Raw genomic sequence first — 22,469 nt, 5'->3', positions numbered from 1 at the left:
GCATTGCTCCGGATCGCTAATTCGGCTGTAGCGAAGGCATGTTGAGAGGAGGGCGATGCTGTTTGCCTTGTATCCAGCGGGTGTTGGGGCGTTGTGGTCGGTCGTGTTCGGGAAAGTCGGTGTGGGCGGAAGCGGACCCTGGGTGATCCGAATCGGTCGCAACGCGCTTACCGCCGTGCGGTGAACGGCGTTGCAGACGGGATACCGGACGTCGTCCGGTTCACGCCGGGCCGATGAGTCGTGGGATCCGTATTCTTCGGATCATGGCCGCTCCGACTGCATATTCACTCATCGCCACTGACCTGGACGGAACGCTGCTGCGCGGCGACGACACACTCTCCGACCGGTCACGCGCCGCGTTGGCGAAAGTGACCCGGGCAGGTGCCCGGCATCTCGTGGTCACGGGCCGACCCGCGCCGCGCGTGCGACCGTTTCTCGATGAACTCGGCGGTGAGGGACTGGCGGTGTGCGGACAGGGGGCGCAGCTCTACGACGCCGCCACGGACCGCATGCTCTGGTCGGTGACCCTGGAGAGAGAGCTGGCGGAGACGGCGCTCGGCAAGATCGAGGCGGAGGTCGGGATGCTGTACGCGGCGGTCGACCAGGACGGCGTGGACGGCCTGACGCTCATCGAGCCGGGGTACGTCATGCCGCATCCGACGCTGCCGGCGGTGCGGGTGCCGCGCCGGGACGACCTCTGGGCCGAGCCGATCAGCAAGGTGTTGCTCCGCCATCCCTCGTTGTCCGACGACGAGTTGGCGTCGGCGGCACGGCAAGTGGTCGGTTCGCTGGCGACGGTGACCATGTCGGGGCCCGGCACCGTCGAACTCCAGCCATGCGGGGTGACCAAGGCGACGGGGCTCGCTCTCGCCGCGGCGCACCTCGGACTCAGCCCGTGCGGGACGCTCGCGTTCGGGGACATGCCCAATGACATCCCCATGTTCGACTGGGCGGCCCGGGGTGTGGCGATGGCCAACGCCCATCCGGAACTGAAGGCGGTGGCCGACGAGGTCACGCTGTCGAACGAGGACGACGGGATCGCGGTGGTGCTGGAGCGCCTCTTCGGCTTCTGACCGCGACCGGCGTGACCGTGACGGGAGCGAGAGCGCTCTCGCCCGCAACGCACCCGCACCCGTCGACGGTCCGAGAAGGAGCCGTGGGCGGGTGCGGGGGAAGTGCGAGGGTGCGGGGTGGATCAGTAGGCGCCGTTGACGTTGTCGATGGAGCCGTAGGTCTTGGCCGCGTAGTTGCAGGCGGCGGTGATGTTCGCGACCGGGTCGTAGATGTTCATCGACGTGCCGGCGACGTGGTACGCCTGGAAGGTGGGGTCGATGACCTGGAGCAGACCCTTGGAGGGGATGCCCGCGGCGGCGTTGGAGTCCCAGTTGTTGATGGCGTTGGGGTTGCCGGAGGACTCACGGATCACGTTGCGATAGATGCCGTCGTAGCTGCCGGGGATGCCCGCCTTGGCCATGACGTCGAGGGATTCCTTGATCCAGCCGTCGAGGTTGTTGCTGTAGGTCTTGGCGGAGGCCTGGGTGACCTTGGCCGTGGCCGTCGTGGTCTTGGCGACGGCGGAGGTCGCGTTCGCCGTGGTGCGGACGGTCGTCGAGCCCAGCGACTTCGTACCGACGGTCAGCTTCAGGCCCGGGCGGATCAGGGCGGGGTTGTCGCCGATGACCGCGCGGTTCGCCGCGTACAGCTTCTTCCAGCCACCGCTCTTGGGGTACTTCTGCGCCACCTTGGACAGGGTGTCGCCGGCGACGACCTTGTAGGTGACGAGCTGCACGTTGGGGACCACCGCGGTGTGGGCCGTCTTCGCGATCTGGGGGGCCTGCGCCGGGGTGGCGGCGCTGGCGCCGGTCGCGCTCACGAGCGGGAGGGCGAGGGCGATGCCACCCGTTCCGGCGGCGATCATGCCGCGGGTGATGACGTTGGCCTTCTTGCTGCGGTGCTTGCCTCGTACGGGCATGACGAATGTCCTCTCCGACGCCTGCGAGGTGAGCTGTCGGGTTCGGGCGGGAGATGCCCGGCCGCGCTGTAGGCACGGCTTCACCCCAAGCCGGTCCGGTATGTCCGGATCGGCGGCTTACCTGTGGTTCCCCCGCTCCTGCCGTGCGTGGGTCGATGGGTTTCCGGGCGGCGGCAGGATTCGGCGATCCGCCCGGGGTCGACCAGAACGTATGCGAGAGCACATGTCCGAAACAAGACGAGATTTGACCGCGAAGATCGCTTTCTCCTGGTTAAGGGCAGGGTAAAAAGTCCGATTGTGCCGGAATTGGATCCTCAACTTGCCTTTGGCGAAGGGGTTGAGTCGAGCGGGTCGCGAGGTGGCGGCCCGACGTGCCGGTGACTCAACTCACGAGACCAAAGGTCATCAACGCGGCATGAGGGGTAATTCGGGCATCACGCTCGCGCCGGCGGGCGCCGCCGGACCCTCCCGGGGGCGCCGAGTGCCCCCTTGCGGGAGGGGAATTGTGGCGTGGGCCACGTCGGGACGGATGGGTCCGCCCCGGTGCGAGGTGGGAGGCGAGAGGCGGGATGGGGGATGCAGGATGGGGGTGCGGGGCGTGAGCGAGCCTAGTTCGGGCGGAGGCGGGGTGAAGTGCCGCTCGTGGCAACGGTGTTCGGCGTACGAGGGGGAGTGCGGGCAAGGCGTGGACGAGGCGGGGGCGGTGTGCCGGGCGGGATGCGGGGCAAGGTGCAGGCGGGATGCGGTGCGGTGAACTCCCCTGCTCCGCAAGCCTCTTGCCCCGCGAGTCGCCTGCCCCGCGAGCCCACTCGTGGGCGTCCTGCCCTGAGGCCCTCTCCCCCGGACCCCCTCCGCGAGCTACCTGCTCCGAGCGCCCCTCTGTGAGCCGCCTGCTCTGCGAGTCGCCTTCGTGAGCCCTCTGCTCCAAGAGCCCCTGCCTCGCAGGCCCCCTCCCTCTCCCCCTCCCGCAAGCTCCCTGGGGCCTGTGCCCTGTCAGTCGGAGGTGCGGGGGATCCTCTTCTCCCAGGTCCGGTGGAAGACGACCTCGTCACCGGCCTTGCAGACGAGTTCGTCGGTCGTGATGAAGTCCCGCGCGTCGCAGCTCATGGCGGAGACGGTCTCGACACGGGCGTCCCACGGCAGGTCGGGGCGGTGCAGCCGGATCGACCAGGTCGAGCGAGCGAGCGCGGACAGCGGGTCCGACGTCTCGATCGTGTACGTCTCCCGCCCCTCCTCCGTGCATTCGAGGCCGTCGGGATACACGCGCGTGCCGCCGTGGCCCGGGGTCACCTCCAGGCGCCAGGTCTCCGCGGCCACGTCGCGCAGCACCAGGCGCCGCGGCCGGGGCTCGTCCAGGGTCGCGGAGACGGTCACCCCGAGGGGCTCGGACTCCTCGGGCTCGCCGAAGGTGATCGAGGGGTCCGACTCCCTTGTCCGTACGGGGAGTTCGAGGACGCTGCCGATCGGCTCCAGGGTGAATCCCGCCTCCGAGCCCGGCTCGGGCCAGATCCAGGGCCAGTAGGCGGAGGAGACGCCCAGCCGGATGCGGTGGCCGGCCGGGAACGCGTAGCCGATGGCGCCCAGGTCGAACACCACGTGCTCCGTGCCGCCAGGACTCCAGGGAACCGCCTGGCCGGGCCCCCGGCGCGCCGACAGATTCAGGGCGCCCCGGGTGACGAGCGTGGACGCCCCGTCCGGCGCCACGTCGCACAGCCGGGCGATCACCTGACCCCTGGGCACCATGGAGGTCAGCCGCAGAGTGACCCGGGGGCGGCCCAGCAGCCAGGTCTCCTCCGGCACCTCGAACTCGAAACAGGCCGACCGGGCGTCCTCCTCCCGCTGGTCCGGCGGCAGGTCGGCGTCGTCGCCGAACGGGAAGGGGCGGCCCGCGTCGACCCCCGTGTGCTGTGGGGACCGCACCGGCACCGGGGTGCCCTGGAGCGCGTACGCGACCGGGGTCACCGAGGGTGAGGGCCAGGCGGGGTCGCCCACCCAGCGGCCTGGGATCCGCTCGTACACGGTCGCCGGAGGGTGCGCGTCCATCACGTACGAGCGCAGCAGGGGGACGGAGAGCGCGTCCGTCTCCTCGCCCTTGAGCCAGTGGTCCCACCAGCGCAGCGTCTCCTGGAGGAAGCCGATCGCCGGTCCGGGCGGCAGGTCGCGGTCCGGGTACTGGCGGGACCAGGGGCCGATGAGTCCTCGTACGCGATCCGGTGGCAGGTTCCGCACCAGGCGCAGCACCGTGTCGCGGTGCGGGTCGTGCCAGCCGCCGACCGCGAGGACCGCCGCGCGGACGTCCCCGTACTCCTCGCGAACGCCGTCGTGGCGCCCGTACGGATCCCCGGTCCGGTGTGTCGGCCAGGTGTGCATCCAGGGGACGGCCGCCTCCAGTCGCTTCTCCCACATGTCCCGCCACATCCCCTCGCCCACGTGCGCGGGGTCCGGCGGGCGGGCGGCGAAGGCGAGCCGGGCGGCCGCCCGGGCGTGTGTGCCGACGGCGGGAAAGGAACCTCCCGCACGGTGTGCGTCGTTGTCATGGAGGTCGGAGCGGTGCGAGAGGTCGGAGAGATCAGAGAAATCGTCGGCCGAGCAGACCGTGACGACCGCCTTGAGCGGCCCGGGCGCGCGGGCCGCGACGCGAAGGGAGTGGAGGCCGCCCCACGCGATCCCGAACATGCCGACCCGGCCGGTGCACCAGGGCTGGGCGGCCAGCCAGGAGACCACCTCCACCCCGTCGTCCGGCTCGGTCCCCGGGTACTCGTCCCCCGGCACGCCCTCCGAGTTCCCGTGGCCGCGCGCGTCGACGCGGACGGAGGCGTAGCCGTGCCCGGCGTACCAGGGGTGGCGCTGCTGGTCGCTCGGGGCCGTCGCGTCGGTCAGGCGGTACGGGAGGTACTCCAGGAGCGCCGGGACGGGCTCCTCGGTCAGCGGCCGCCAGATCCGGGCGTACAGACGGGTGCCGTCCGGGAGAGGGACGAGGACGTCCTCATGAGTGGTCTCGTAGGGGAAGGACGTACGGATGTGCATGAGCGTCACCTCGGTGGACGAAATGCATCGTGCGGCACGGCCCGGGAAGGGGGCCGTCGGGTCCCGGCCGGGCGCGGAACGGTCCGTCGGGTCCCGGCCGTGCGGGGGGACGGGTGAAGCCGTGGGGCACAGTCATCTCTTCCGGGGTAATCCCTCGCATCTCATCGCATATCGGTTCACATCATCTGATCATGAACATACCGCCCGTGATCGGGAGGCGCCCGTGAACCGGGGTACCCGCCGTTGGGACACGCAGGTGCTTCCCGTATGCCTTCCGGGTGTACTCCCGCATACCGCCTGGCGGAGCGAAGTGGGCCGGGGGACGGTGGGCGCTCGTGGTGATCGAAACGTGACCGGATACGCTGACTTGAGTGATGGCAGCGACACATCGACAAACCGTGTCATCGACCGAATGATCGACCGAGTTCGCCATGTGATCGTCAGCAGACAGGAGAACCTCTCGTGACCGTCGTCGGGCCGTTCGGGCTGAGCGTGCGGGACCAGGCTCTCGAAGCCGATGTCCAGGCCGGATTGGCGGCTGTCGAGGAGGGTTTGCTCGAAGCCACCAAGAGCGAGGTCCCGTTCATCACGGAAGCCGCCCAGCACCTCGTGCGGGCCGGCGGGAAGCGGTTCAGGCCGCTGCTCGTGATGCTCGCCGCCCAGTTCGGTGACCCCTACGCGCCGGGTGTCGTGCCCTCGGCCGTGGTCGTCGAGCTGACCCATCTCGCCACGCTGTACCACGACGACGTCATGGACGAGGCCGAGGTCCGGCGCGGGGTGGACAGTGCCAACGTGCGCTGGGGCAACTCGCTGGCCGTCCTCACCGGCGACTTCCTGTTCGCCCGTGCCTCGTACATCCTGGCCGATCTCGGGCCCGAGGCCGTCCGGATCCAGGCCGAGGCGTTCGAGCGCCTGGTGACCGGACAGATCCTGGAGACCGCGGGACCGCGCGACGGCCGCGACCCGGTCGATCACTACCTCGACGTGCTCGGCGGCAAGACCGGATCGCTGGTCGCGGTCGCGTGCCGGTTCGGCGCGATGATGTCCGGCGCCGACGAGACGGTCGTGGACGTGCTCACGCAGTACGGAGAGCGGCTGGGCGTCGCGTTCCAGCTCGCGGACGACGTCCTCGACATCGCGTCCGACTCGCACGAGTCCGGCAAGACGCCGGGGACGGATCTGCGCGAGGGCATCGCCACGCTGCCGGTGCTGCGGCTGCGCGAGCGCGCGGAGCGCCTGGGACTCGCCGAGGACATCGCGCTGTGCGAGCTGCTCGACTCCGACCTGACGGACGACGCGCGGCACGCGGAGGCGCTGGCCAGGCTGCGGGAGCACCCCGCGCTGGAGCAGGCACGCCGGGACACCGTCCGCTACGCGGAGGAGGCCCGCGCCGCCCTGGTCCCGCTGCGCGAGTGCGACGCGAAGGCCGCGCTGGTGGAGCTGGTGGACGCGGTGGTGCACCGGGCCGGCTGAGGTGCCGGCCCCCGCCGATCTCCGTGGCCATCGGGCCGGCTGACGCGCCGCCGCGCCGATCACCGTGCCCATCCGGCCGGCTGACGCGCCGACCCACCGATCTCCGTGTCCATCGGGCGCGCTGAGACTCCGACCGGGCTGATCACCACGCCCCATCGGGCCGGCTGAGACGCCGGCCCGCCGATCACCACGTTTCACCGGGTCGACCGGAGCGGTCAGCGCCGGTCTCCGGGGCGGCCCGAGTTGTCGGCGTACGTCTCAGGGCAGGCCCGAACCGTCAGCGCCCCCCTCGGGCCGCCCCGAACCGTCGGCGCCCCTCTCCCGGGCCGCCCGTGCTCCTGGTGACCGGGGGCGCCGTCAGCACCGTCAGTACCCTCCGCCGCCTCCCGTGCTCGTGCCCGAGCTGGACGGGGCCGGTGCCGAGGACGTCGAGACGGGTGTGGTGATCTTCGCTCCGCTGGGCGTGACGGCCCACCATGTTCCGTCCACTCCCTGCCCGTACGGCTCCTTCGGCGCGTCGTCCTTGGCGTACCGGTAGAGGGGCCAGCCGGCGAGGGTGATCTGGGTGCTGCCGTCGTTGCGCTTCACCGTGGAGACCAGGCTCTTGTCGATGCCCTTCGTGGTCACCGAGCCCTGGGTGGTGGTCGTGGCCGCGGGCCAGAGCGCGGCGCAGGTGCTGTAGCAGCTGACCTTGGTCGGGTTCGCCGAGTCCGCGTCGAAGCGGTACAGGACGAACCCCTTGCCGTCGGTCACGACCGTGCCCAGCTTCGCGACCTTCGCGGTGGTCAGCATCGACGTCGCCGATCCCGTGCCGGCCTTCTGTGCCGAGCCGCTGCTCTGCGGGGTGCCGGTCCCGCTGCTGCTACTGCTGCCGCTTCCTCCGCCCCCTCCTCCGCATCCGGCGAGCGTGAGTGCCAGGGCGGCGGCGCCCATGGCGGCGTATCCCGTGACGTGCCTGATGGCATGCATGGCGATCCCTCGATCCTTCGATCCCTGGAGAGCTGTGCGATCCGATCGCTGCCACCCGTAAGTACGGATTCGCACCGTTTTTTACTCGAATGACCGAGGTGTTTGATGTCTTCCGGGTGACACGGGCGGGGGAAGGGGCGACCCCTACGGGTCGCGGGGAGGTACGCCGTCTCACGTCATACCGCAGGACTACGCGGAGTTGAGCCCGCGGGTTGACGCGTTCTTCCGCCGTATTTGGTCAGATGGAGAACACCACTCCTCACCGGTCCGGGTGAGAATGGCGGCTTAGGGGTGGAGCACGGAACGAGGGCAGGGCCGCCGCCGACGACGGAGGTAAGGCACACATGACACCGTACGAATCCGACGACAGCGCGAGGGCCACGGAGGCCGACGACAGGCTCGACGGTCGACGCAAGGCCGCGCGGTACGTCGTTCCGGTCGCGGTGGTGGGGGTGGCGGCGGCGACGATCGGACTCGTCCCGGCGCTCGCCGACTCCGGAGACCCGAACCTTCCGAAGGTCACCGCGCAGCAACTCATCGAGAAGATCGCCCAGTCGGACGTCCAGCAGCTGTCCGGCACGGTCAAGATCAGCACCGATCTGGGACTGCCCGACCTGGGCGGTCTGGAGAGCGGCCTGCTGTCCGGCGCGGCGGGGGGCCACGGCGGCTCGTCCGCCGACCCGCAGTCCAAGCTCCTCGAACTGGCCTCGGGCACGCACACGCTGCGCGTGGCGGCCGACGGACCGGACCGGGGCAAGGTCTCCCTGCTGGACAACGCCGCCGAGTACAGCGTCATCCACGACGGCAAGGACGTGTGGGGGTACGACAGCAAGTCGAACGAGGTCTTCCACTCGACGTCCGCCGCGTCCGGGCACGACGGCGAGAAGACCGGGGGCAAGGCGCCGCGGGATGTCCCCGCCACGCCCAAGGACTTCGCCGACGAGGTGCTCAAGTCCGTCGACGACACGACCTCCGTGAAGGTCGACGGCACGGCGCACGTCGCGGGCCGCGACGCCTACAAGCTGGTCATCAAGCCCCGGCAGTCCGGTACGACGGTCGGTGCGATCAGCATCGCGGTGGACGCGAGGACGGGGCTGCCGCTGAAGTTCACGCTGACCCCGGCGAGCGGTGGCGCGGCCGTCGTGGACGCGGGCTTCACCCAGGTCGACTTCTCCCGGCCGGCCGCCTCGACGTTCGCCTTCACCCCGCCGAAGGGCGCGAAGGTCACCGAGGGCGACACGCTGAAGGGCGCGAAGGGCGACGCGTCCAAGGGCCCGGGGGGCGCCGAGCCCAAGCACGTGGAGAAGGGCGCGCCGAAGGGTCACGGGACAACCGCCGAAGGACTCGGCGGTCCGCAGACGATCGGCAAGGGCTGGAACTCGATCGTCGTCCTCAACACCGGAGGCAAGGGTGTGCCCTCGGGCGCGTCCGGTTCGACCGGCAACAGCAACGTCGACGGGTTCCTGAACTCCCTCGGCGACCATGTGACCGGCACGTTCGGCTCGGGCACGGTCTACTCGACCCGCCTGATCAACGCGCTGATCACGGACGACGGCAAGGTGTACGCCGGCGCCGTCACCAAGGCCGCACTCGTGAAGGCCGCGAACGCGGCCCACTAGGGCCTGCCCGACCATTCCGGTCCGCCCGGCCCCAGGGCCGCGCGGAAGCGAACCGAGGGAGTCCATGGAGAAGCTGTCCGCCGGCCGGCCGGGCCCGGCGCGGGACGCGGGCGCCGCCGTCCCCGGCGAGGACGCGGTGATCGCGACCCGTGCGCTGAGCAAGCGGTACCGCGGCGGACAGCTCGCCGTCGACGGCCTGGACCTCACCGTCCCGGCGGGCAGCGTCTTCGGCTTCCTCGGGCCCAACGGCTCGGGCAAGACCACCACCATCCGCATGCTGATGGGCCTGATCGAGCCGACCTCGGGCACGGCGAGCGTGCTGGGGCGGCCCATGCCCCGGTCCGCGCGCACCGTGCTCCCGCACGTCGGGGCCCTGATCGAGGGCCCCGCGCTGTACGGCTTCCTCTCCGGGCGGGACAACCTCCTCCGGTACGACTCCGCGGACCCGACCGCCGACCCCCGCACCCGCAGGGCACGCGTCGAGACCGCGCTGGACCGGGTCGGACTGTCCGCGGCGGCGGGAAAGAAGGCGAGGGCGTACTCCCTGGGCATGAAGCAGCGGCTCGGACTCGCGGCCGCGCTGCTCCAGCCCCGCCGGCTGCTCGTCCTGGACGAGCCGACCAACGGGCTCGATCCTCAGGGCATGCGCGAAATCCGTTCGCTGGTCAGGGAGCTGGCCTCCGACGGCACGACCGTCTTCCTCTCCTCGCACCTGCTCGACGAGATCGAGCAGGTCTGCACCCACGCGGCCGTGATGACCCAGGGGCGGCTCGTCGTCCAGGGTCCCGTGGCCGATCTCGCGGCCGGTGCGCGGGGCCGTCTGGTGGTGACGACCCCGGACACCGGGGACGCGGTACGGGTTCTCAAGGAACAGGGCGTCATGGATCTCGTCGTCACCGAGGCGGGGGTGACCGCGGAGCGACCCGACGGCGAACTCGCCGAACTGAACGCCGCGTTGGTCACGGCGGGCGTCCGCGTCCGCGGCTTCGGGGTCGAACGGGCTTCGCTGGAGGACGCGTTCGTGGCGCTGACCGGGGAGGGGTTCGATGTCGCGGGCTGAGAGTCTGCCGCAGCAGGACGCGGAACCGGGGTCCGGTCAGGAGCCGGGGTCCCGTCGAGAACGGGGGTCCCGTCGCGGCCCGAGCCCGCTGTGGACCTTCGGGCTCTTCCGCGACGAACTCGTCACCACCTTCCGTCGCTGGCGGACGATCGCGCTGCTCGGCGTGCTCGCGGCCGTGCCGATCCTCATCGGTGTCGCCGTGAAGGTCGAGACGGACGGCGGCTCGTCCGCGGGCGGAGATGGTGGTCAGGGCCCCGCGTTCATCGCGCAGATCACCAACAACGGACTGTTCCTGGTGTTCACCGGCCTGGCCGCGACGCTCCCCTTCTTCCTGCCGATGGCGATCGGCGTCATCGCGGGCGACGCGATCGCGGGCGAGGCCAACGCCGGCACCCTGCGCTATCTCCTGGTCGCGCCCGCCGGCCGCACCCGGCTGCTGCTCACGAAGTACGCGACGACGATGACGTTCTGCCTGGTGGCGACGCTGGTGGTGGCGGTGTCGGCGTTCGCGGTGGGCGCCCTGCTGTTCCCGCTGGGCGAGCTGACCACGATCTCCGGGACCCGTATCGGTTTCGCCGAGGGGCTCGGCAGGGCACTGCTCATCGCCCTGGTCGTGGCCGCCTCACTGACCGGGGTCGCCGCGTTGGGCCTGTTCGTCTCCACGCTCACCAACAGCGGCATCGCGGCCATGGCGACGACGGTCGGGCTCCTGATCACCGTCCAGATCCTCGACCAGATCCCGCAACTGCACGCGCTCCAGCCGTACTTCTTCTCGCACTACTGGCTGTCCTTCGCCGACCTCATGCGCGACCCCGTCTACTGGGACGGCCTGGTCCGCGACCTCGGCCTCCAGGGCCTGTACGTCGCCGTGTTCGGGTCGGCCGCGTGGGCGCGGTTCACGACGAAGGACATCACCGCCTGAGCGGACGCGTCACCGCCGGTACGCCGGGTGCCTCACCGCTCGTACGGGAAACGGGCGAGCGGCGGTTCCTGCGCGAAGAAGGTCTTCGCACGGGTCAGCGCCGCGGTGTCATTCAGTACGTCGCCGCGCCCGCTGCCGTTGCCGAGCAGGACTCCGCCGAAGCGCATCTCCATGTAGGCCGCGGTGTGGTTCAACGTGCCGATCAGCGGGCCGGCGACCTCGGGCTCCTCGTGCGCGAGCGCGGTGACGCCCCAGAGGGTGCGGCCGGCCAGGGTGGCCTTGAAGTCGACGCCGGGTGTACGGAGCCAGCCGGACCAGTGGTCCAGGTAGCGCTTGGTCAGTCCGGACACCGCGTACCAGTACAGCGGCGAGGCGATCACGATGTCGGTGGCCGCGAGGGTGGCGTCGAGCAGCAGGGCTGTCGTGCTCGCGGCGGGAGGGGGTACGTGGTCGGCGTCCCGGCGGAGGTCCACGAAGTCGGGGAGCGGGTGCTCGGCCAGGGACAGCCAGTGCTGCTCTGTCTCCACGGGCAGTTGTTCGGCGGCCCTGCGGGCCAGGGTCTCGGTGTTGCCGCCGGGGCGGCTGCTGCCGAGCACGAACAGGAATCGGCGGGTCATGGGTGCCCCCTGGGATGTGTCGGCGGTCGATGGCACGCGTGAACAATATATGCACGCGCATCTACCTGTCCAGGGTGGCCCCCTCCACCGGACCTGCACCTGCGACAGCCTTCTTTCGCCCCCTCCGCCCCTACCCGACCCGAACACGGGGGCACCGCCCCCGGACCGCCGCTCCTCAAACGCCGGAGGGGCAGGATGATCCCCGGAACCCGAAGGGCGGGCCACCCCTGGGGCGCCGCCCCCGGACCCCCGCTCCTCAATCGCCGGAGGGGCTGAATCTTTCCGGGGCTGAATCGTTCGGGACGGCCGCCACCGCGATGTACCCGCAGCCGGGTACGCGCGTGAGGGGACGTGCCGGTACATCGATGCCCGTCGCCACCGACGGTCACCCCTCATCCAACGGCGACGGGCTGATGCACCGGCACGGCCCCGACCCACCCACCGGACGGACCGGCCTACCGTCCCGGCCGCGGCGGATGCTGCACGCGGGGAGTCGGGCCCGGCGTGCCGGTGCCGGGCACGCCCCCGGTCGGGGTCGGGGACGCGGACCGGCGCCCGGACTGGAGGCGGGCCGCGTTCGCCACCGGGTTGGCCTGTGGCGTCGCGCCCGCCACGGCCGGCCTCCCCCAGCCCTCCGGAACCGACGCGTGCCGCTCCACCGTCCCGTGCGTCCGCGCCTCCGCGAGCCGCGCCGTCTGCTGGGCCACGGGAGCGAACCCCGGAGCGGCGTTACCGCTCTGGGAAGGCACCTGCCGGACGGCCATCGCGGTCAGGGCGGCCTGGGTGTCCCGGGGAAAGACGTCCCGGGGCAGCAGCTGCGAGGCCGCACCGGTCACCTCCACCCGGTGCTGCCTTCCCCCCGCCTCGAAGGTGACGCCGTACCCGAGGTACTGCCGGTCCCGGTCGAACATCAAGTCCCCGCGCACCCGCCCGCCCCCGTCCCGCGTCCGCTCGCTCAGCTCCCGCAGAGCCTCCGGCATCGGCGCGGTCCGCCCGAGGCTCGCCACATACGCGTCCGCCTCCACGTTCCCCTCCCGGAACCGCGGGCTGCCGTCCGGCCCGGTGGACAGCCGCACGGCACCGACCCGGTTGCCGGGATCGATGTCGATGGTGAGGCGGCCGTCACCCCCGTACTCGCTCACGAACCGCTCCCGCAGCGCGGTGAACTGCACCTGGTTCTCCAGCGCGGGTGGCAGGTTGGGCCCGTAGATGGTGACCCGCGCATCGGGGTCGGCCTCCAGGATGATCTCGGCGTTGGCCACCCCGGTGCCGCCGGCGCCCGCGACCAGCCACGTCTTCGGGGCGCCCGCCGCGGCCGCGGCGCTCGCGTCGAAGCGGCCCTCCGCGATCTCGTCCCCGAGGAAGACACGGCCGGGCGCGGCGGCCCGCGCCCGCTCCCACAGGGCGGTCGCGTCCAGCGTCTGGAGCGCGGCCCGCGCCGCGCCGTCCGAGCGCAGCGTGTCGAGGATCCCTTCCTCCCGCAGCACCTGGAGCGCCCGCTCCGCGCCGACCTCCCCGGTCAGCCGGGCGTGCGCCGGTGAGTCGGCGGGCAGCTGCCCCCGTACGGCGTCGAGCGCCTCCGGCAGATTCACCGCGTCGCGGCGGTCGACGCCCGGCACCATCTCCGGCGGCAGCCCGGTGGCCACGGTCGGCGTGCCCTCGACCTTCACATAGAGGTCGGGAGAACCGTCGGCGGGCCGGATGTGGGCGTAGAGACGGCCGTCCGGCCCCGGGACCAGGGCCGCCGTCCCGTCGACGAGCGGCCCGCGCACGGCGAGCTGGTCCTCCCACAGACGGACCGCGTCGCGCGGCACCCGAGCGGTCGGATCGGCGAACTGGTGGGCGTCGCCGAGCCCGTTGGCCCGCATGTCCCTCGTCTGGTCGGGGGACTGGACGATGCCCTCGCCCGGGTCCAGATGCCAGCGGCCGCGGGCGTCGACGAGCAGGGCCTCGGGGTCGCGTCCGACGAGGCTCGCGCCACCGCCGACGGCGATCCGCCGGGTGGGCCACTCGCCGGTCGCCGCGATCTCCGCGCGCAGCTCGTCCAGGGTGGCGGCTCCGGCCCGGGTGCGCTCGTCGGCCGCCCGGACCGCCGCCGCGGCGAGCTCCTCGCGGGGGAGGGGGGAGCCGTCGGGCCCGAGTCCAGGGAGGGGAGGGACGTCGGCGGGCGCGCCGAGGGGCCGGGCGTGCTCGGCGCGCGCCCGGAACGCGTACAGCTCGGCGGCGTCGGCCGCCCCCAACCGCTCGACGGGTACGGCCAGTTCGCGCAGGGCGCCGACCGCCGACGGGGTCAGATGGGGATCGACGAGGTCGCGGCGGATGTCGGCGGCCCGGAGCTCAGGCGCATGGCGGTCCGAGCCGACCGGAGCCAGCGGTCGCAGCCCGGTGTGATCGATGAGCGCCGACAACTCGGCGCGTGACTCGGCGCGTTGGCTCGCGTCGAGCGTGGCGTCGTCCATGCGGGCGGCCAGATGGTTCAGTTCACCGATCCGGCCCAGGTCCTCCTCGGTCAGACTCAGGCGCCGCTCCGCGCTCCCGAGCCCGCCGCGGGCCAGCAGGTCGGCGCGGTTCGGGGCGACGCCCGCGACCTCGGGGTCACCGGCGGCGGCACGGGTCGCCCGGTCGCGCACCGCGAGCAGTTCGCCGACCTCGTGGCTCAGCGCCCGGCCCACCTGGCGCGGGTCCATCCGGTCGGAGAGCTGGACGACGTGCTGGTCCGAGGTGGTGTTGACATGGGTCCGCGCCACCGTGCCGGAGGGGAGCGGTACGGCGTCCAGCCGCAGGGTGAGGTTCCGGCCCCGGTCGTCGGTGAGCGCGAAGAAGCGGTCGCCCGCGGCGCCGGACCGCAGTTCGACCGAGCTCAGCCGCTGCCCGTACAGGCTCTGCACGACCATCGGCAGCGTGCTCTCCGCCTGCGCGAGGACGGCCGTCTGCCGTCCGGGACCGGGCGCGGTGCCGATGCCCGAGACGAAGCGGCTGCCCGCGACGTCGGTCGCGGTGATGACGACGGGCTCCGCACGCGGTCCCGCGCCCGGCCCTGGACGGTCCGGACGGGCGTCCCCCCGGACCGCCGGCCGGTCCGGACGGCCGGCGTTCCCGCGGTCGAGCGGTTCCTGGTCCACTGGCACTTTCCCCCTTGAACTGCCTCGTGGCACGTAAGATCTTGGCATGCTGATCGCCCGTTCGACGCAGGAAGCACACCTCTACATGGACCTGCACGCGTGCGCGTGCGGGGCGGAGAGCTTCGAGCGCGAGCACCGTCTCGACGAGCGTGACGGTGTCCTGGTCGCGGTGTACGAGGGCGTCTGCCCCCGGTGCGGCCGCGCCCGCTCCTTCGCGTTCCGGCTGACCGACGAACTCCCGCCCGCGCCACCGGCGTTCGGCGGGCCCGAGCCCTCGCGGATCATCGACCCCGGGGAGTTCCTGTGGGTTGCCGACCAGGTGGCCACGGACACCGGGCTGCGGCTGTTGCACACACCGCCCGCCGGGCGGCCCGCGCGGCGCGAGGGTTCCGCGTTCGCGCTCGCCGCGGTCGAGGAGGTCCTCAAGTTCCTTCCGCAGGCCGCCGATCGCGTCCCCGAGGAGTCGTTCACCTCGGAGCGCGGCCGTGAGGTGTACGAGAAGTCCCCGCACCGCTTCGAGCGGACCGCGCTCCTGGAGAACATCGCCCGCAAGCGCCGCATCCTGGACGGCCTCGACCGGACCGGACCCCAGTTGGACGCATAGCCCCTCCCGAACTCCACAGCCCCCCGCACTCCGCCACTCACCGCACTCACGGCGTTCGCGGGGCCCGGGGGACCGCGCGCGGTACACCGGCGGCCGCCGGAGACGCGGCGCCCGGAGCGCCCGGTGTCCCTCCGGCCGCCGGGACGGCGCTCCCGCCACCGGACCGCAGGCGCGCGGCGGTGGCGACCCGGATCGTGGCGTCCCCCTGCCGAAACCCGCCCGGCACGCCGGCCCCCGTCACCGCACCGCCCGGCACGCCGGCCCCCGGCACCCCACCGACCGGGACCCCGCTCCCGGGCACCGCACCGACCGGGACCCCGGCCCCCGTCACCGCACCGCCCGGCACACCCAGCCCCGGCACCGGAGCCGCCCCCGTTCCCCGCCCGGTGGGGAACACGCCCCGCTCCGAGGTGATCAGCGCCGTGGCCAGTCCCCCCTCGACCAGCTTCTCCGCGTTCTCGCGGCCGACGGAGAAGCCGCGTCCCGAGGTGCCGCGCGCGTACAGGTCCTCGATCATGACCTCGGGGGCCATGCGTCCGCCGTAGCGGTCACGGCCCGCGTCGAACTCGGTGCGGCCGTGCTGCCAGCGGCCGGCGTTCTGCGCGAGGCACTGCTCGACGGGGACCTCGACCGAGAGCAGGACGCGCCGGTCGTAGCCGTCGGCGCGCAGATCGCCGAGGAGTCTCTCGTTCCAGCGCTGGTCGCGCAGGGTCGCGTCGTAGAGAAGGTTGTAGCCCTCGGCGCGTGCCCACTGCTCGAAGACCTCCTGGAGGAAGGCCGACTCGCGGTGCGTGAGCGAGGCCGTCTCGGACGGCGCGAGCGGCCGTCTGTCGGACAACTCGCGCGCGTGGTGCGGCAGTCGGGGCGATCCGCCGTGCTCGAAGAGCGCGACCTTGAAGTCGTCCGGGTCCAGGACCACGTAGTCGCGTACGTCGATGCCGTGGGCCCGCCTCAGGGCCCGGCCCAGTTCGTCGTCGCGCCCCTGCCAGTCGCCGAGCCCGCGCAGCGCGCCGCCCTTCCCTGCCCCGGGCGCCCCGGCGGTGAGCAGAGCGGCATGGCCGTCGCGCGGCATGCCCGCGCAGCGAGCGGTGAACTCCTCCAGGATCGCCGAGTGCATCCGCTCGCGATCCGGCGTCCACAGCGCGCCGCGCCGGAACCGTCCGAACGTGTCGGCGTCGCCCGGGGCGAGATCGCCGCCGGGTGACATCCGGGTCTGCAACTCCCGGTACAGCGCGCGGTATTCGGGTCTGAGCCCCGCCTCCGGTCTCTCGCCCGTGGTCATGGCCGCCGCTCGGCCCCGTCCGCCGGGCCGTCCGGCCGGCTGTCGATCCTGCGCTGGATCTCCTCCACGTCCTCGCGGGCCACCTGCCCGAGCAGCCGTGCCGCGGCGAGCACGGAGAGTGTGTTGTCCTGGTGGGTCGGCTCGGGGTGCCCCTCGTCCCGTCCCTCCTCGGCCTCGAAGGGCCAGGCGGCGACGGTCGCGATCATCTGCTCACGTTCCACGAATCCGGCCGCGTAGAGGCCGAGGTAGGCGCGGAGCGAGGGGGCCGATCCTGCGGCGGACGCGCCGGGCGCGGGGGTGTCGTTCATGGGCGGAGTGTTCCTCCTTCACCAGAGACTGGTCTCGTACGGATCCGGGCCGGGCCGCTGCCGGGACGCGGCGACGGCGTCCTCGTACGACTCGACCGCGGGTGGCGTCTTCGGGCGGTGGCTGCCGCCCTTGCAGCCCGCGAACGGGCCGCTGGGTGACCGTAGTTCGGACAGTACGGCGCCGAGGTGGTCCCGGTGCCAGACGGCGGGTCCCGAGGCGCCCGCCGCCGGGTCGGTGTGCTCCTGCCAGGCCAGCCACAGCCCGTGCAGCCGGGCGACCGCCTCCGGGTGCTCCCACCAGCGGGGGCACCAGGGCTGCTGCGAGGTGACCTCCCGGCCGTAGACGGGCAGGAGCAGGTCACCCACCCACACGGCCAGCAGGCCCATCTCCTCGGCGTACTCGGGACTGTCGAGGCAGAGGATGAACGGTGGTGCGCCGGAGGGCTGTTGCCCGTCGTCGAGGGGCGTCATCGGGTGGTGATCCTCTCGGTCGCGCGGGCGGTGATGGCCTTCACCTCAGCCTGCGCCGCCGTCGCGACGCGCTCGGCGCCCGGTTCGGCGTACCAGGGGCGCAGCCGGACCAGGGCGGGCCTGATGCCGGTGGCCAGCAGCAGGGCGGTGCCCTTGGGCAGGGCGCGGATGCGGTCGGCGGGCAGGATGCGCTCCAGGCGGTACGAGGTCGACCGGGACCGGCCCTCCCTGCCCTTGGACCAGCTGACCGTCGACACGTCGTGCTCGCCGACCAGCCGGGAGATCTTCTCCACGAAGTCGGCGTCGTCCAGTCCCGCGCCGAGCAGCTTGATGGTCGCGGCCGACCAGAGGGCGTCCATGCCCGCCTCGCCCCAGACGCGTGAGCCCTGCCGGTAACTCTGGAGCAGCGTCACGATGTTGATGCCCCGTGAGCCGAAGTGCGAGTACAGGTCGGGGAGATCGGAGATCCGGCAGACGTTCGCCGCCTCGTCGAGGACCGCCGTCATCGGCGGTTCGAGGCGTCCGCCCATCCGTTCGGCGGCGAGAACTCCCGCACGCAGCACGGAATCCGCGGCGGCGGCGACGACACCGGCCGCCGATCCGCCGCCGTCCTTGGAGAGGAGGAAGAGCGTGTCGCGGGACAGGACGTGCCGGTCGGGGAAGAACTGGGGCAGCGCGGGATCCGGGGTCACCCAGGCGGCGATCCCCGGGTCGAGGAGACAGGCCACGCACTGGCGGCTGGTCTCGTAGATGCCGTCCCGGGTCTCCACCGCGCCCTGCACGGTGCCGTTCAGCTGGTCCGCGAGCGCCGTCATCCCGGCGTCGCGCAGCAGGTCGACGGGGGTGCGGTCGGCCGGGTCGGCGAGCCAGGCGAGGACCTCGCCGATGGGCCGCCCGCCGCGCTGGGCCGCGTGGAACAGGGCGGTGAGCGTGTTCTGGGCGGCCGAGATCCAGAAGTCGCGGCGGGAGGCGTCGTCGTTGACCGCGCCGACGAAGTGACCGGCCAGCCGGCGGGCGCCCTCGATCGTCGCCGCCTCCGCGAGCATGTCCCACCACAGGCCGCGCGGGGTGTGGGCGATGCCCTGGGGGTCGAACGTCCAGACCCGGCCCACCCGTTCGCGTTCCGCCCGCGTCACGCTGTACACGTCCGCCTTGTTCGACGTCAGGAGCACACTGCCGCGGGCCCGCAGGACGCGTGGGACCGCTATGCCGGTGGACTTGCCCGCGCGGGGCGCCATCAGGTCGAGTTCGACGTCCTCGTAGCTGGAGCGCAGTTCCGGGCCCCGGGGTTCCAGGTTGCCGATCAGGTTCCCGGTGTCGTCCGCGGTGACCTTTCCCTGCTTGGCCAGCCCCGGCCGGAGTTCACGGGCTCGCCGGGCGGCGCCCTTGGGCAGGAGCGCGGCCAGTTCCTTGCGGCCCGCGAGGCCGGTGGGCGCGGTCACCCGGCGTCGTACGAGCACGATCAGGGCGGTGATCACCGCCACGACGGCTCCGAAGACCGTGGCCATGCCCGCGGCGAGCGCGGTCGGTGAGGCCGTCGGCCACAGCGGGGCCGGGCCCTTCTCGACCAGCGTCGAGAGGGTGGACAGCGCGAACGGTGGCGGGTGCCAGCCGCTGCCGCTCGCCGCCGCGCCCAGGGTTCCGCCCAGCCAGGCGCCGAGGAACACGGTGCCGATGAGGAACGCGGCTCCCGGCACGATCCAGGGGAGGACGTCCTCCCCGGCTCCGGGTCCCGCCTTGCGTGTGCTGCTCATCTCTGCTCCCCCGTTGGATCTTTCTCGCCCCCGCCGCCCCTGCCCGTCCCATCCCGGGGCGGTGCCCCCGGCCGCCCCCCCCGCCGCGCTCCGCGCGGGTCCTCAAACGCCGGACGGGCTGGAGTTGGCCCTTCGTCCTCAAACGCCGGACGGGCTGGAACTTCCCCCGGACGGGCTCGGATTTCCCTTGTGCAGGGACGGTTTGCCCGCCTCCGACCAGCGGGTGTTCGTGTTGTGCAGGGCCCGTTCGGTGTCCGTGATGGACACCTTGATCGGGATGCCGGGGCGGCCGCCCACCTTGATCAGGAAGCGTCCGCGTCCGGGTGGCTCCTCGTTGCCGCCGGTGCTGGCCCAGCCGGGCGGGGACGACCAGGACGACACGAGTTCGATCTCGCGCTCGGACATGCCGACGATCTCGCCGAGTTCCCGCATCTCCGAACGCGGAAGCCCGGCGCAGACGACCATGCCCGCCCGCTCCACGAAGCCCCGCGCCTTGGCGCGGTCGGACTCGCTGCCGAGGGCCTCGGCGTCCTTCAGCGTGTGGGTGATCTTCGCGTCGCCGAGGCCGAGCGACCGGTTCAGCCGGGTCAGCGCGTCGATCCGCTCCACGATGCCGGAGGCGGCCCGCAGCGGGCGCCACAGCTCGTCGAGGACGGTGAAGAACCAGCGCTGCGGGGCGAGTCCGGCGTCGGCGAGCGCGTGCGCGGCGGCGACCGTGCCGAGCCCGTCCGACCAGGCCGCGAGCATCGCGGCGGCCGTCAGCTGGGTGTCGGCCTCACCGATCCGGGAGATGTCCACGCAGACCGCGGGCGACGCCGGGTCGATCCGGGTGGACGTCTCACTGGCGAAGGTGTCGCCGAGCGGGCCGTCGAGCACTCCGAGGAGCGAGCGGTGCAGCGGGTCCACGGCCTCCTGGTAGCGGGCCTCGTTGCCACGGTCCAGCGTCACCGCGCGGACCCGGTCGGGACCCTCGTCCAGCACCTTCAGCAGATCCGGCAGGAGCGGCGGCCGCCCCGGCTTCGTACGCTCCGCCAGGTGGTGCAGACAGGCGGACAGCACCGACTGCTCGTGGTCGTCCATCGGTCGCCCGCGCACGATGGTGATCAGCGCGGCGACCATGTTCAGGACCCGGCCGTGCGCCTCCGCGGCCAGGATCCGGCCGCGCTCGCCCCCGATCCGGGCCGCCGCCTCGCCCATCGCGCCCGGGTCGAGGACGTTGATGCCGCCGACCCCGCGCCCGATGGAGATCACCTGGCCGCCCAGCGCCCGTACGGTGTCGGCGTAGTCGGGCTTGAGGTCGCCGAGGACCAGCGGCGTGATGCCGGTCGCGGACATGCCGATGAGCATGCGGTTGACCAGGGTCGACTTGCCGAGGCCCGGCATGCCGAGCATGAAGAGCGACGGGTTGGAGATGTAACGGGCCCGGGTGAACCAGGAGATGGGATCACCGCACACGGTCGCCCCGGTGTGCAGATGCTGCCCGAGCGGCACCCCGGTCATCGGCGCGCCCGAGCCGGCCGTGAACGGCCACAGCCCGCACGCCTGCACGGTGGTCGCGCGCCACAGCGCGGGCGGGTCGACATGCCCGACCTGGCCGCCCGCGGGGCCGTACCAGCCGCGCGGCGGCGCGGTGACCGGGTTCCCCTGCGCCTGCCGCCTGCTCACAGTGCCTCCCTGATCTGGTACGGGACGAGGGTGTGCTCCCACGGGAGCAGACCGACCGGCAGCGTGCAGGTGAAGGCCGCGGCCTGCATCCGGTCGGCGGGGCGCATCAGGATGCGCGACGAGGCCTGGAGGTTGCGCACGGTGATGCCCGCGTCCTGCAACTGCTCCTCGCCGTCGACGGTGACGGTCATCATCAGCGAGAACTCCACGAGTCCGGCGCCCGCCGCCTCCTCGGCCGCGGTCTGCTCGGCGGCCTGCATCTCCGAACTGGCCCGCGCCTGCACGAGACCGCGCCGCGAGCCCGCCATGAAGTGCGCGGTGCGCCGGTCGGACTCGACGATGCGGGCCGAGGTCGCCGGGTCGATGGGCCGGTAGATCAGGGAGACCCGCTTGCGCCGGGTGCCCGGAGCCGGTTCGAGGAGCCCGCGCAGCACGCTGGAACGGACCGTGCCGCGCGGCGCGAGCGTCAGCATCCAGGTCCGCGAGACGCCCGAGTCGTGCTTGTACGAGGTGACGGTCTCCACGGCCGCGGCCGGGCCCGCGTCGGCCCACTCCACCCCGGTCTCGGCGTGCTCGGCGCGGGCGCTGAGCACGTCGGGCGCGATGGCGGGGTCGTACGCCACCCGGACGACCTCGGCGAGCCGGTCGGCCGCCAGCGGGTAGGCGCTGCCGCCGCCCGCCGCGACCAGCCCGGACAGCAGCCCGGGCAGCCGCATCGACAGGTCGGTGACGATGTCGTCCGTGCCGCGCTTGGGGCCGCCCGTCGGGCCGTAGGTCAGGGCGATGTAGGTGTGCATCTCGGAGGACGCCGACGGATAGCGCTCGACGACCTCCTCCATCACGGCGCGCGCGGCGGCCGGCGCGTCGGGGGCGATCCGGGGGAGCACCTCGGCCGCGAGCCGGGTCCCGGTGTCCGGGGCGGTCTCCACGACGACCTGGGCGCCGCGCAGGCCCGGCTCGTGCGAGAGCCGTGCGAGCCAGTCGCCCCAGGAGGCGACCCAGATGTCGATCTGAGCGGGGTCGACCAGTGAACCGCCGTCGGGTTCGCAGGCCAGGACCACCGTGTACAGGCCGCGGCCCGGGTGGTGCAGCACGCCGAAGGGACGGTTGTAGGCGTCGCGGCCCTCGTGCATCCGGGTGCGCGCGAGCAGTCCGGGCGGCTGGTAGCGGCCGCCGGGGCGCTTGGACAGCGGTCCGGAGAGGTAGGTGTGCGAGCCGGACGACTTGCGCCGCGTCCAGCCGACGCGGATCGCGAGGACCTGGTAGACGTTGCGGCCGTCGACCGTGCGCAGCGCCAGCGGGGCGAGGAAGAGCGCGACGGGTACGAGGACGACGATCGCGGCCGTCAGCGACACCAGCGAGGCCAGCAGGGCCACCAGCAGTCCGCCGAAGGCGACGACGGTGCCGAGCAGGCCCAGCGGACCGAGTCCGGGACGGCGGGGCCTGCGCCAGTTCCCGTACGTGGGACGCGTCATGGCGTCGGTGGACATGGGGTTCCTTCTTCCGGCTCGAAGCGCTGGATACGTGAGAGGGGTGGGGCTCCGGGGCGGCGGCCGCCCCTGTGGCGGCGGGAGGCGCGTCGCCCCGGAACCCGCTGAGCGCGA

At 72.7% G+C, this 22,469-nt stretch carries 17 protein-coding genes and 1 riboswitch; of the genes, 6 read left to right on the top strand and 11 right to left on the bottom strand.

Translation table 11 applies throughout. From position 1 onward, the window contains the following. Positions 1-263: 263 nt before the first annotated feature. Positions 264-1,073, top strand: coding sequence for an HAD family hydrolase (locus ACZ4AA_RS31990; RefSeq protein ID WP_467610525.1), 810 nt, complete (start codon positions 264-266; stop codon positions 1,071-1,073). A 122-nt stretch (positions 1,074-1,195) separates the two neighbouring features. Here ACZ4AA_RS31990 and ACZ4AA_RS31985 read toward each other — a convergent pair whose 3' ends face one another. After that, positions 1,196-1,972: a transglycosylase SLT domain-containing protein gene (locus ACZ4AA_RS31985; RefSeq protein WP_467610523.1), complete on the bottom strand. Its 777-nt coding sequence runs from the start codon at positions 1,970-1,972 to the stop codon at positions 1,196-1,198. A 3-nt stretch (positions 1,973-1,975) separates the two neighbouring features. Continuing rightward, positions 1,976-2,136: riboswitch (cyclic di-AMP (ydaO/yuaA leader) on the bottom strand. 829 nt (positions 2,137-2,965) lie between these two features. Next, on the bottom strand, positions 2,966-4,999 hold the full coding sequence (locus ACZ4AA_RS31980; RefSeq protein ID WP_467610521.1) for a CocE/NonD family hydrolase: 2,034 nt from the start codon (positions 4,997-4,999) through the stop codon (positions 2,966-2,968). 462 nt (positions 5,000-5,461) lie between these two features. Here ACZ4AA_RS31980 and ACZ4AA_RS31975 point away from each other — a divergent pair, with 462 nt between their 5' ends. Beyond that, positions 5,462-6,472, top strand: coding sequence for a polyprenyl synthetase family protein (locus tag ACZ4AA_RS31975; protein WP_451406308.1), 1,011 nt, complete (start codon positions 5,462-5,464; stop codon positions 6,470-6,472). 366 nt (positions 6,473-6,838) lie between these two features. Here ACZ4AA_RS31975 and ACZ4AA_RS31970 read toward each other — a convergent pair whose 3' ends face one another. Continuing rightward, positions 6,839-7,441, bottom strand: a complete 603-nt coding sequence (locus ACZ4AA_RS31970; protein WP_467610519.1) for a hypothetical protein — start codon at positions 7,439-7,441, stop codon at positions 6,839-6,841. Positions 7,442-7,785: 344 nt separating this feature from the next. On the opposite strand from ACZ4AA_RS31970, the gene ACZ4AA_RS31965 reads away from it, so the two are divergent. From ACZ4AA_RS31965 to ACZ4AA_RS31955, 3 genes are all read left to right on the top strand, one after another. After that, positions 7,786-9,060: a LolA family protein gene (locus ACZ4AA_RS31965; protein WP_467610517.1), complete on the top strand. Its 1,275-nt coding sequence runs from the start codon at positions 7,786-7,788 to the stop codon at positions 9,058-9,060. Positions 9,061-9,124: 64 nt separating this feature from the next. Beyond that, entirely contained in the window at positions 9,125-10,120 is a 996-nt protein-coding gene (locus tag ACZ4AA_RS31960) for an ABC transporter ATP-binding protein (RefSeq protein ID WP_467610515.1), read from the top strand. Then, a complete protein-coding gene (locus tag ACZ4AA_RS31955; protein WP_467610513.1) occupies positions 10,107-11,042 on the top strand; it encodes an ABC transporter permease in 936 nt (311 codons plus the stop codon). Before ACZ4AA_RS31960 ends, ACZ4AA_RS31955 begins: the two co-directional genes overlap by 14 nt. Positions 11,043-11,074: 32 nt before the next feature. On the opposite strand, the gene ACZ4AA_RS31950 is transcribed toward ACZ4AA_RS31955, so the two are convergent. Both ACZ4AA_RS31950 and ACZ4AA_RS31945 read right to left on the bottom strand, forming a co-directional pair. Then, a complete protein-coding gene (locus ACZ4AA_RS31950) occupies positions 11,075-11,659 on the bottom strand; it encodes a flavodoxin family protein (protein WP_467610511.1) in 585 nt (194 codons plus the stop codon). A 455-nt stretch (positions 11,660-12,114) separates the two neighbouring features. Continuing rightward, a complete protein-coding gene (locus ACZ4AA_RS31945; RefSeq protein ID WP_467610509.1) occupies positions 12,115-14,781 on the bottom strand; it encodes a hypothetical protein in 2,667 nt (888 codons plus the stop codon). Positions 14,782-14,827: 46 nt separating this feature from the next. On the opposite strand from ACZ4AA_RS31945, the gene ACZ4AA_RS31940 reads away from it, so the two are divergent. Next, positions 14,828-15,385 (top strand): hypothetical protein, encoded by a 558-nt coding sequence (locus ACZ4AA_RS31940; protein ID WP_467610507.1) that lies wholly within the window; start codon positions 14,828-14,830, stop codon positions 15,383-15,385. A gap of 46 nt (positions 15,386-15,431) precedes the next feature. Here ACZ4AA_RS31940 and ACZ4AA_RS31935 read toward each other — a convergent pair whose 3' ends face one another. The 6 genes from ACZ4AA_RS31935 to ACZ4AA_RS31910 all read right to left on the bottom strand — a co-directional run bounded on the left by ACZ4AA_RS31935 (position 15,432) and on the right by ACZ4AA_RS31910 (position 22,355). Beyond that, entirely contained in the window at positions 15,432-16,667 is a 1,236-nt protein-coding gene (locus ACZ4AA_RS31935) for a zeta toxin family protein (RefSeq protein ID WP_467610505.1), read from the bottom strand. Then, positions 16,664-16,975, bottom strand: coding sequence for a hypothetical protein (locus tag ACZ4AA_RS31930; RefSeq protein ID WP_467610502.1), 312 nt, complete (start codon positions 16,973-16,975; stop codon positions 16,664-16,666). The genes ACZ4AA_RS31935 and ACZ4AA_RS31930 overlap by 4 nt, the downstream gene beginning before the upstream one ends. Positions 16,976-16,993: 18 nt before the next feature. Continuing rightward, the gene (locus tag ACZ4AA_RS31925; protein WP_467610499.1) at positions 16,994-17,446 is read right to left on the bottom strand and encodes a DUF4913 domain-containing protein; all 453 of its coding nucleotides are present in this window, start codon (positions 17,444-17,446) and stop codon (positions 16,994-16,996) included. Beyond that, positions 17,443-19,200: a type IV secretory system conjugative DNA transfer family protein gene (locus ACZ4AA_RS31920; protein ID WP_467610496.1), complete on the bottom strand. Its 1,758-nt coding sequence runs from the start codon at positions 19,198-19,200 to the stop codon at positions 17,443-17,445. Before ACZ4AA_RS31920 ends, ACZ4AA_RS31925 begins: the two co-directional genes overlap by 4 nt. A 138-nt stretch (positions 19,201-19,338) precedes the next feature. Then, on the bottom strand, positions 19,339-20,865 hold the full coding sequence (locus ACZ4AA_RS31915) for an ATP/GTP-binding protein (protein ID WP_467610494.1): 1,527 nt from the start codon (positions 20,863-20,865) through the stop codon (positions 19,339-19,341). Further along, entirely contained in the window at positions 20,862-22,355 is a 1,494-nt protein-coding gene (locus ACZ4AA_RS31910) for an SCO6880 family protein (RefSeq protein WP_467610492.1), read from the bottom strand. The genes ACZ4AA_RS31915 and ACZ4AA_RS31910 overlap by 4 nt, the downstream gene beginning before the upstream one ends. Positions 22,356-22,469 lie beyond the last annotated feature (114 nt).

It is taken from the genome of Streptomyces sp. NPDC024698, from assembly GCF_055559015.1.
The sequence above is the reverse complement of the archived record's forward strand: the minus strand, read 5'-3'. Positions and strand labels throughout refer to the sequence as shown.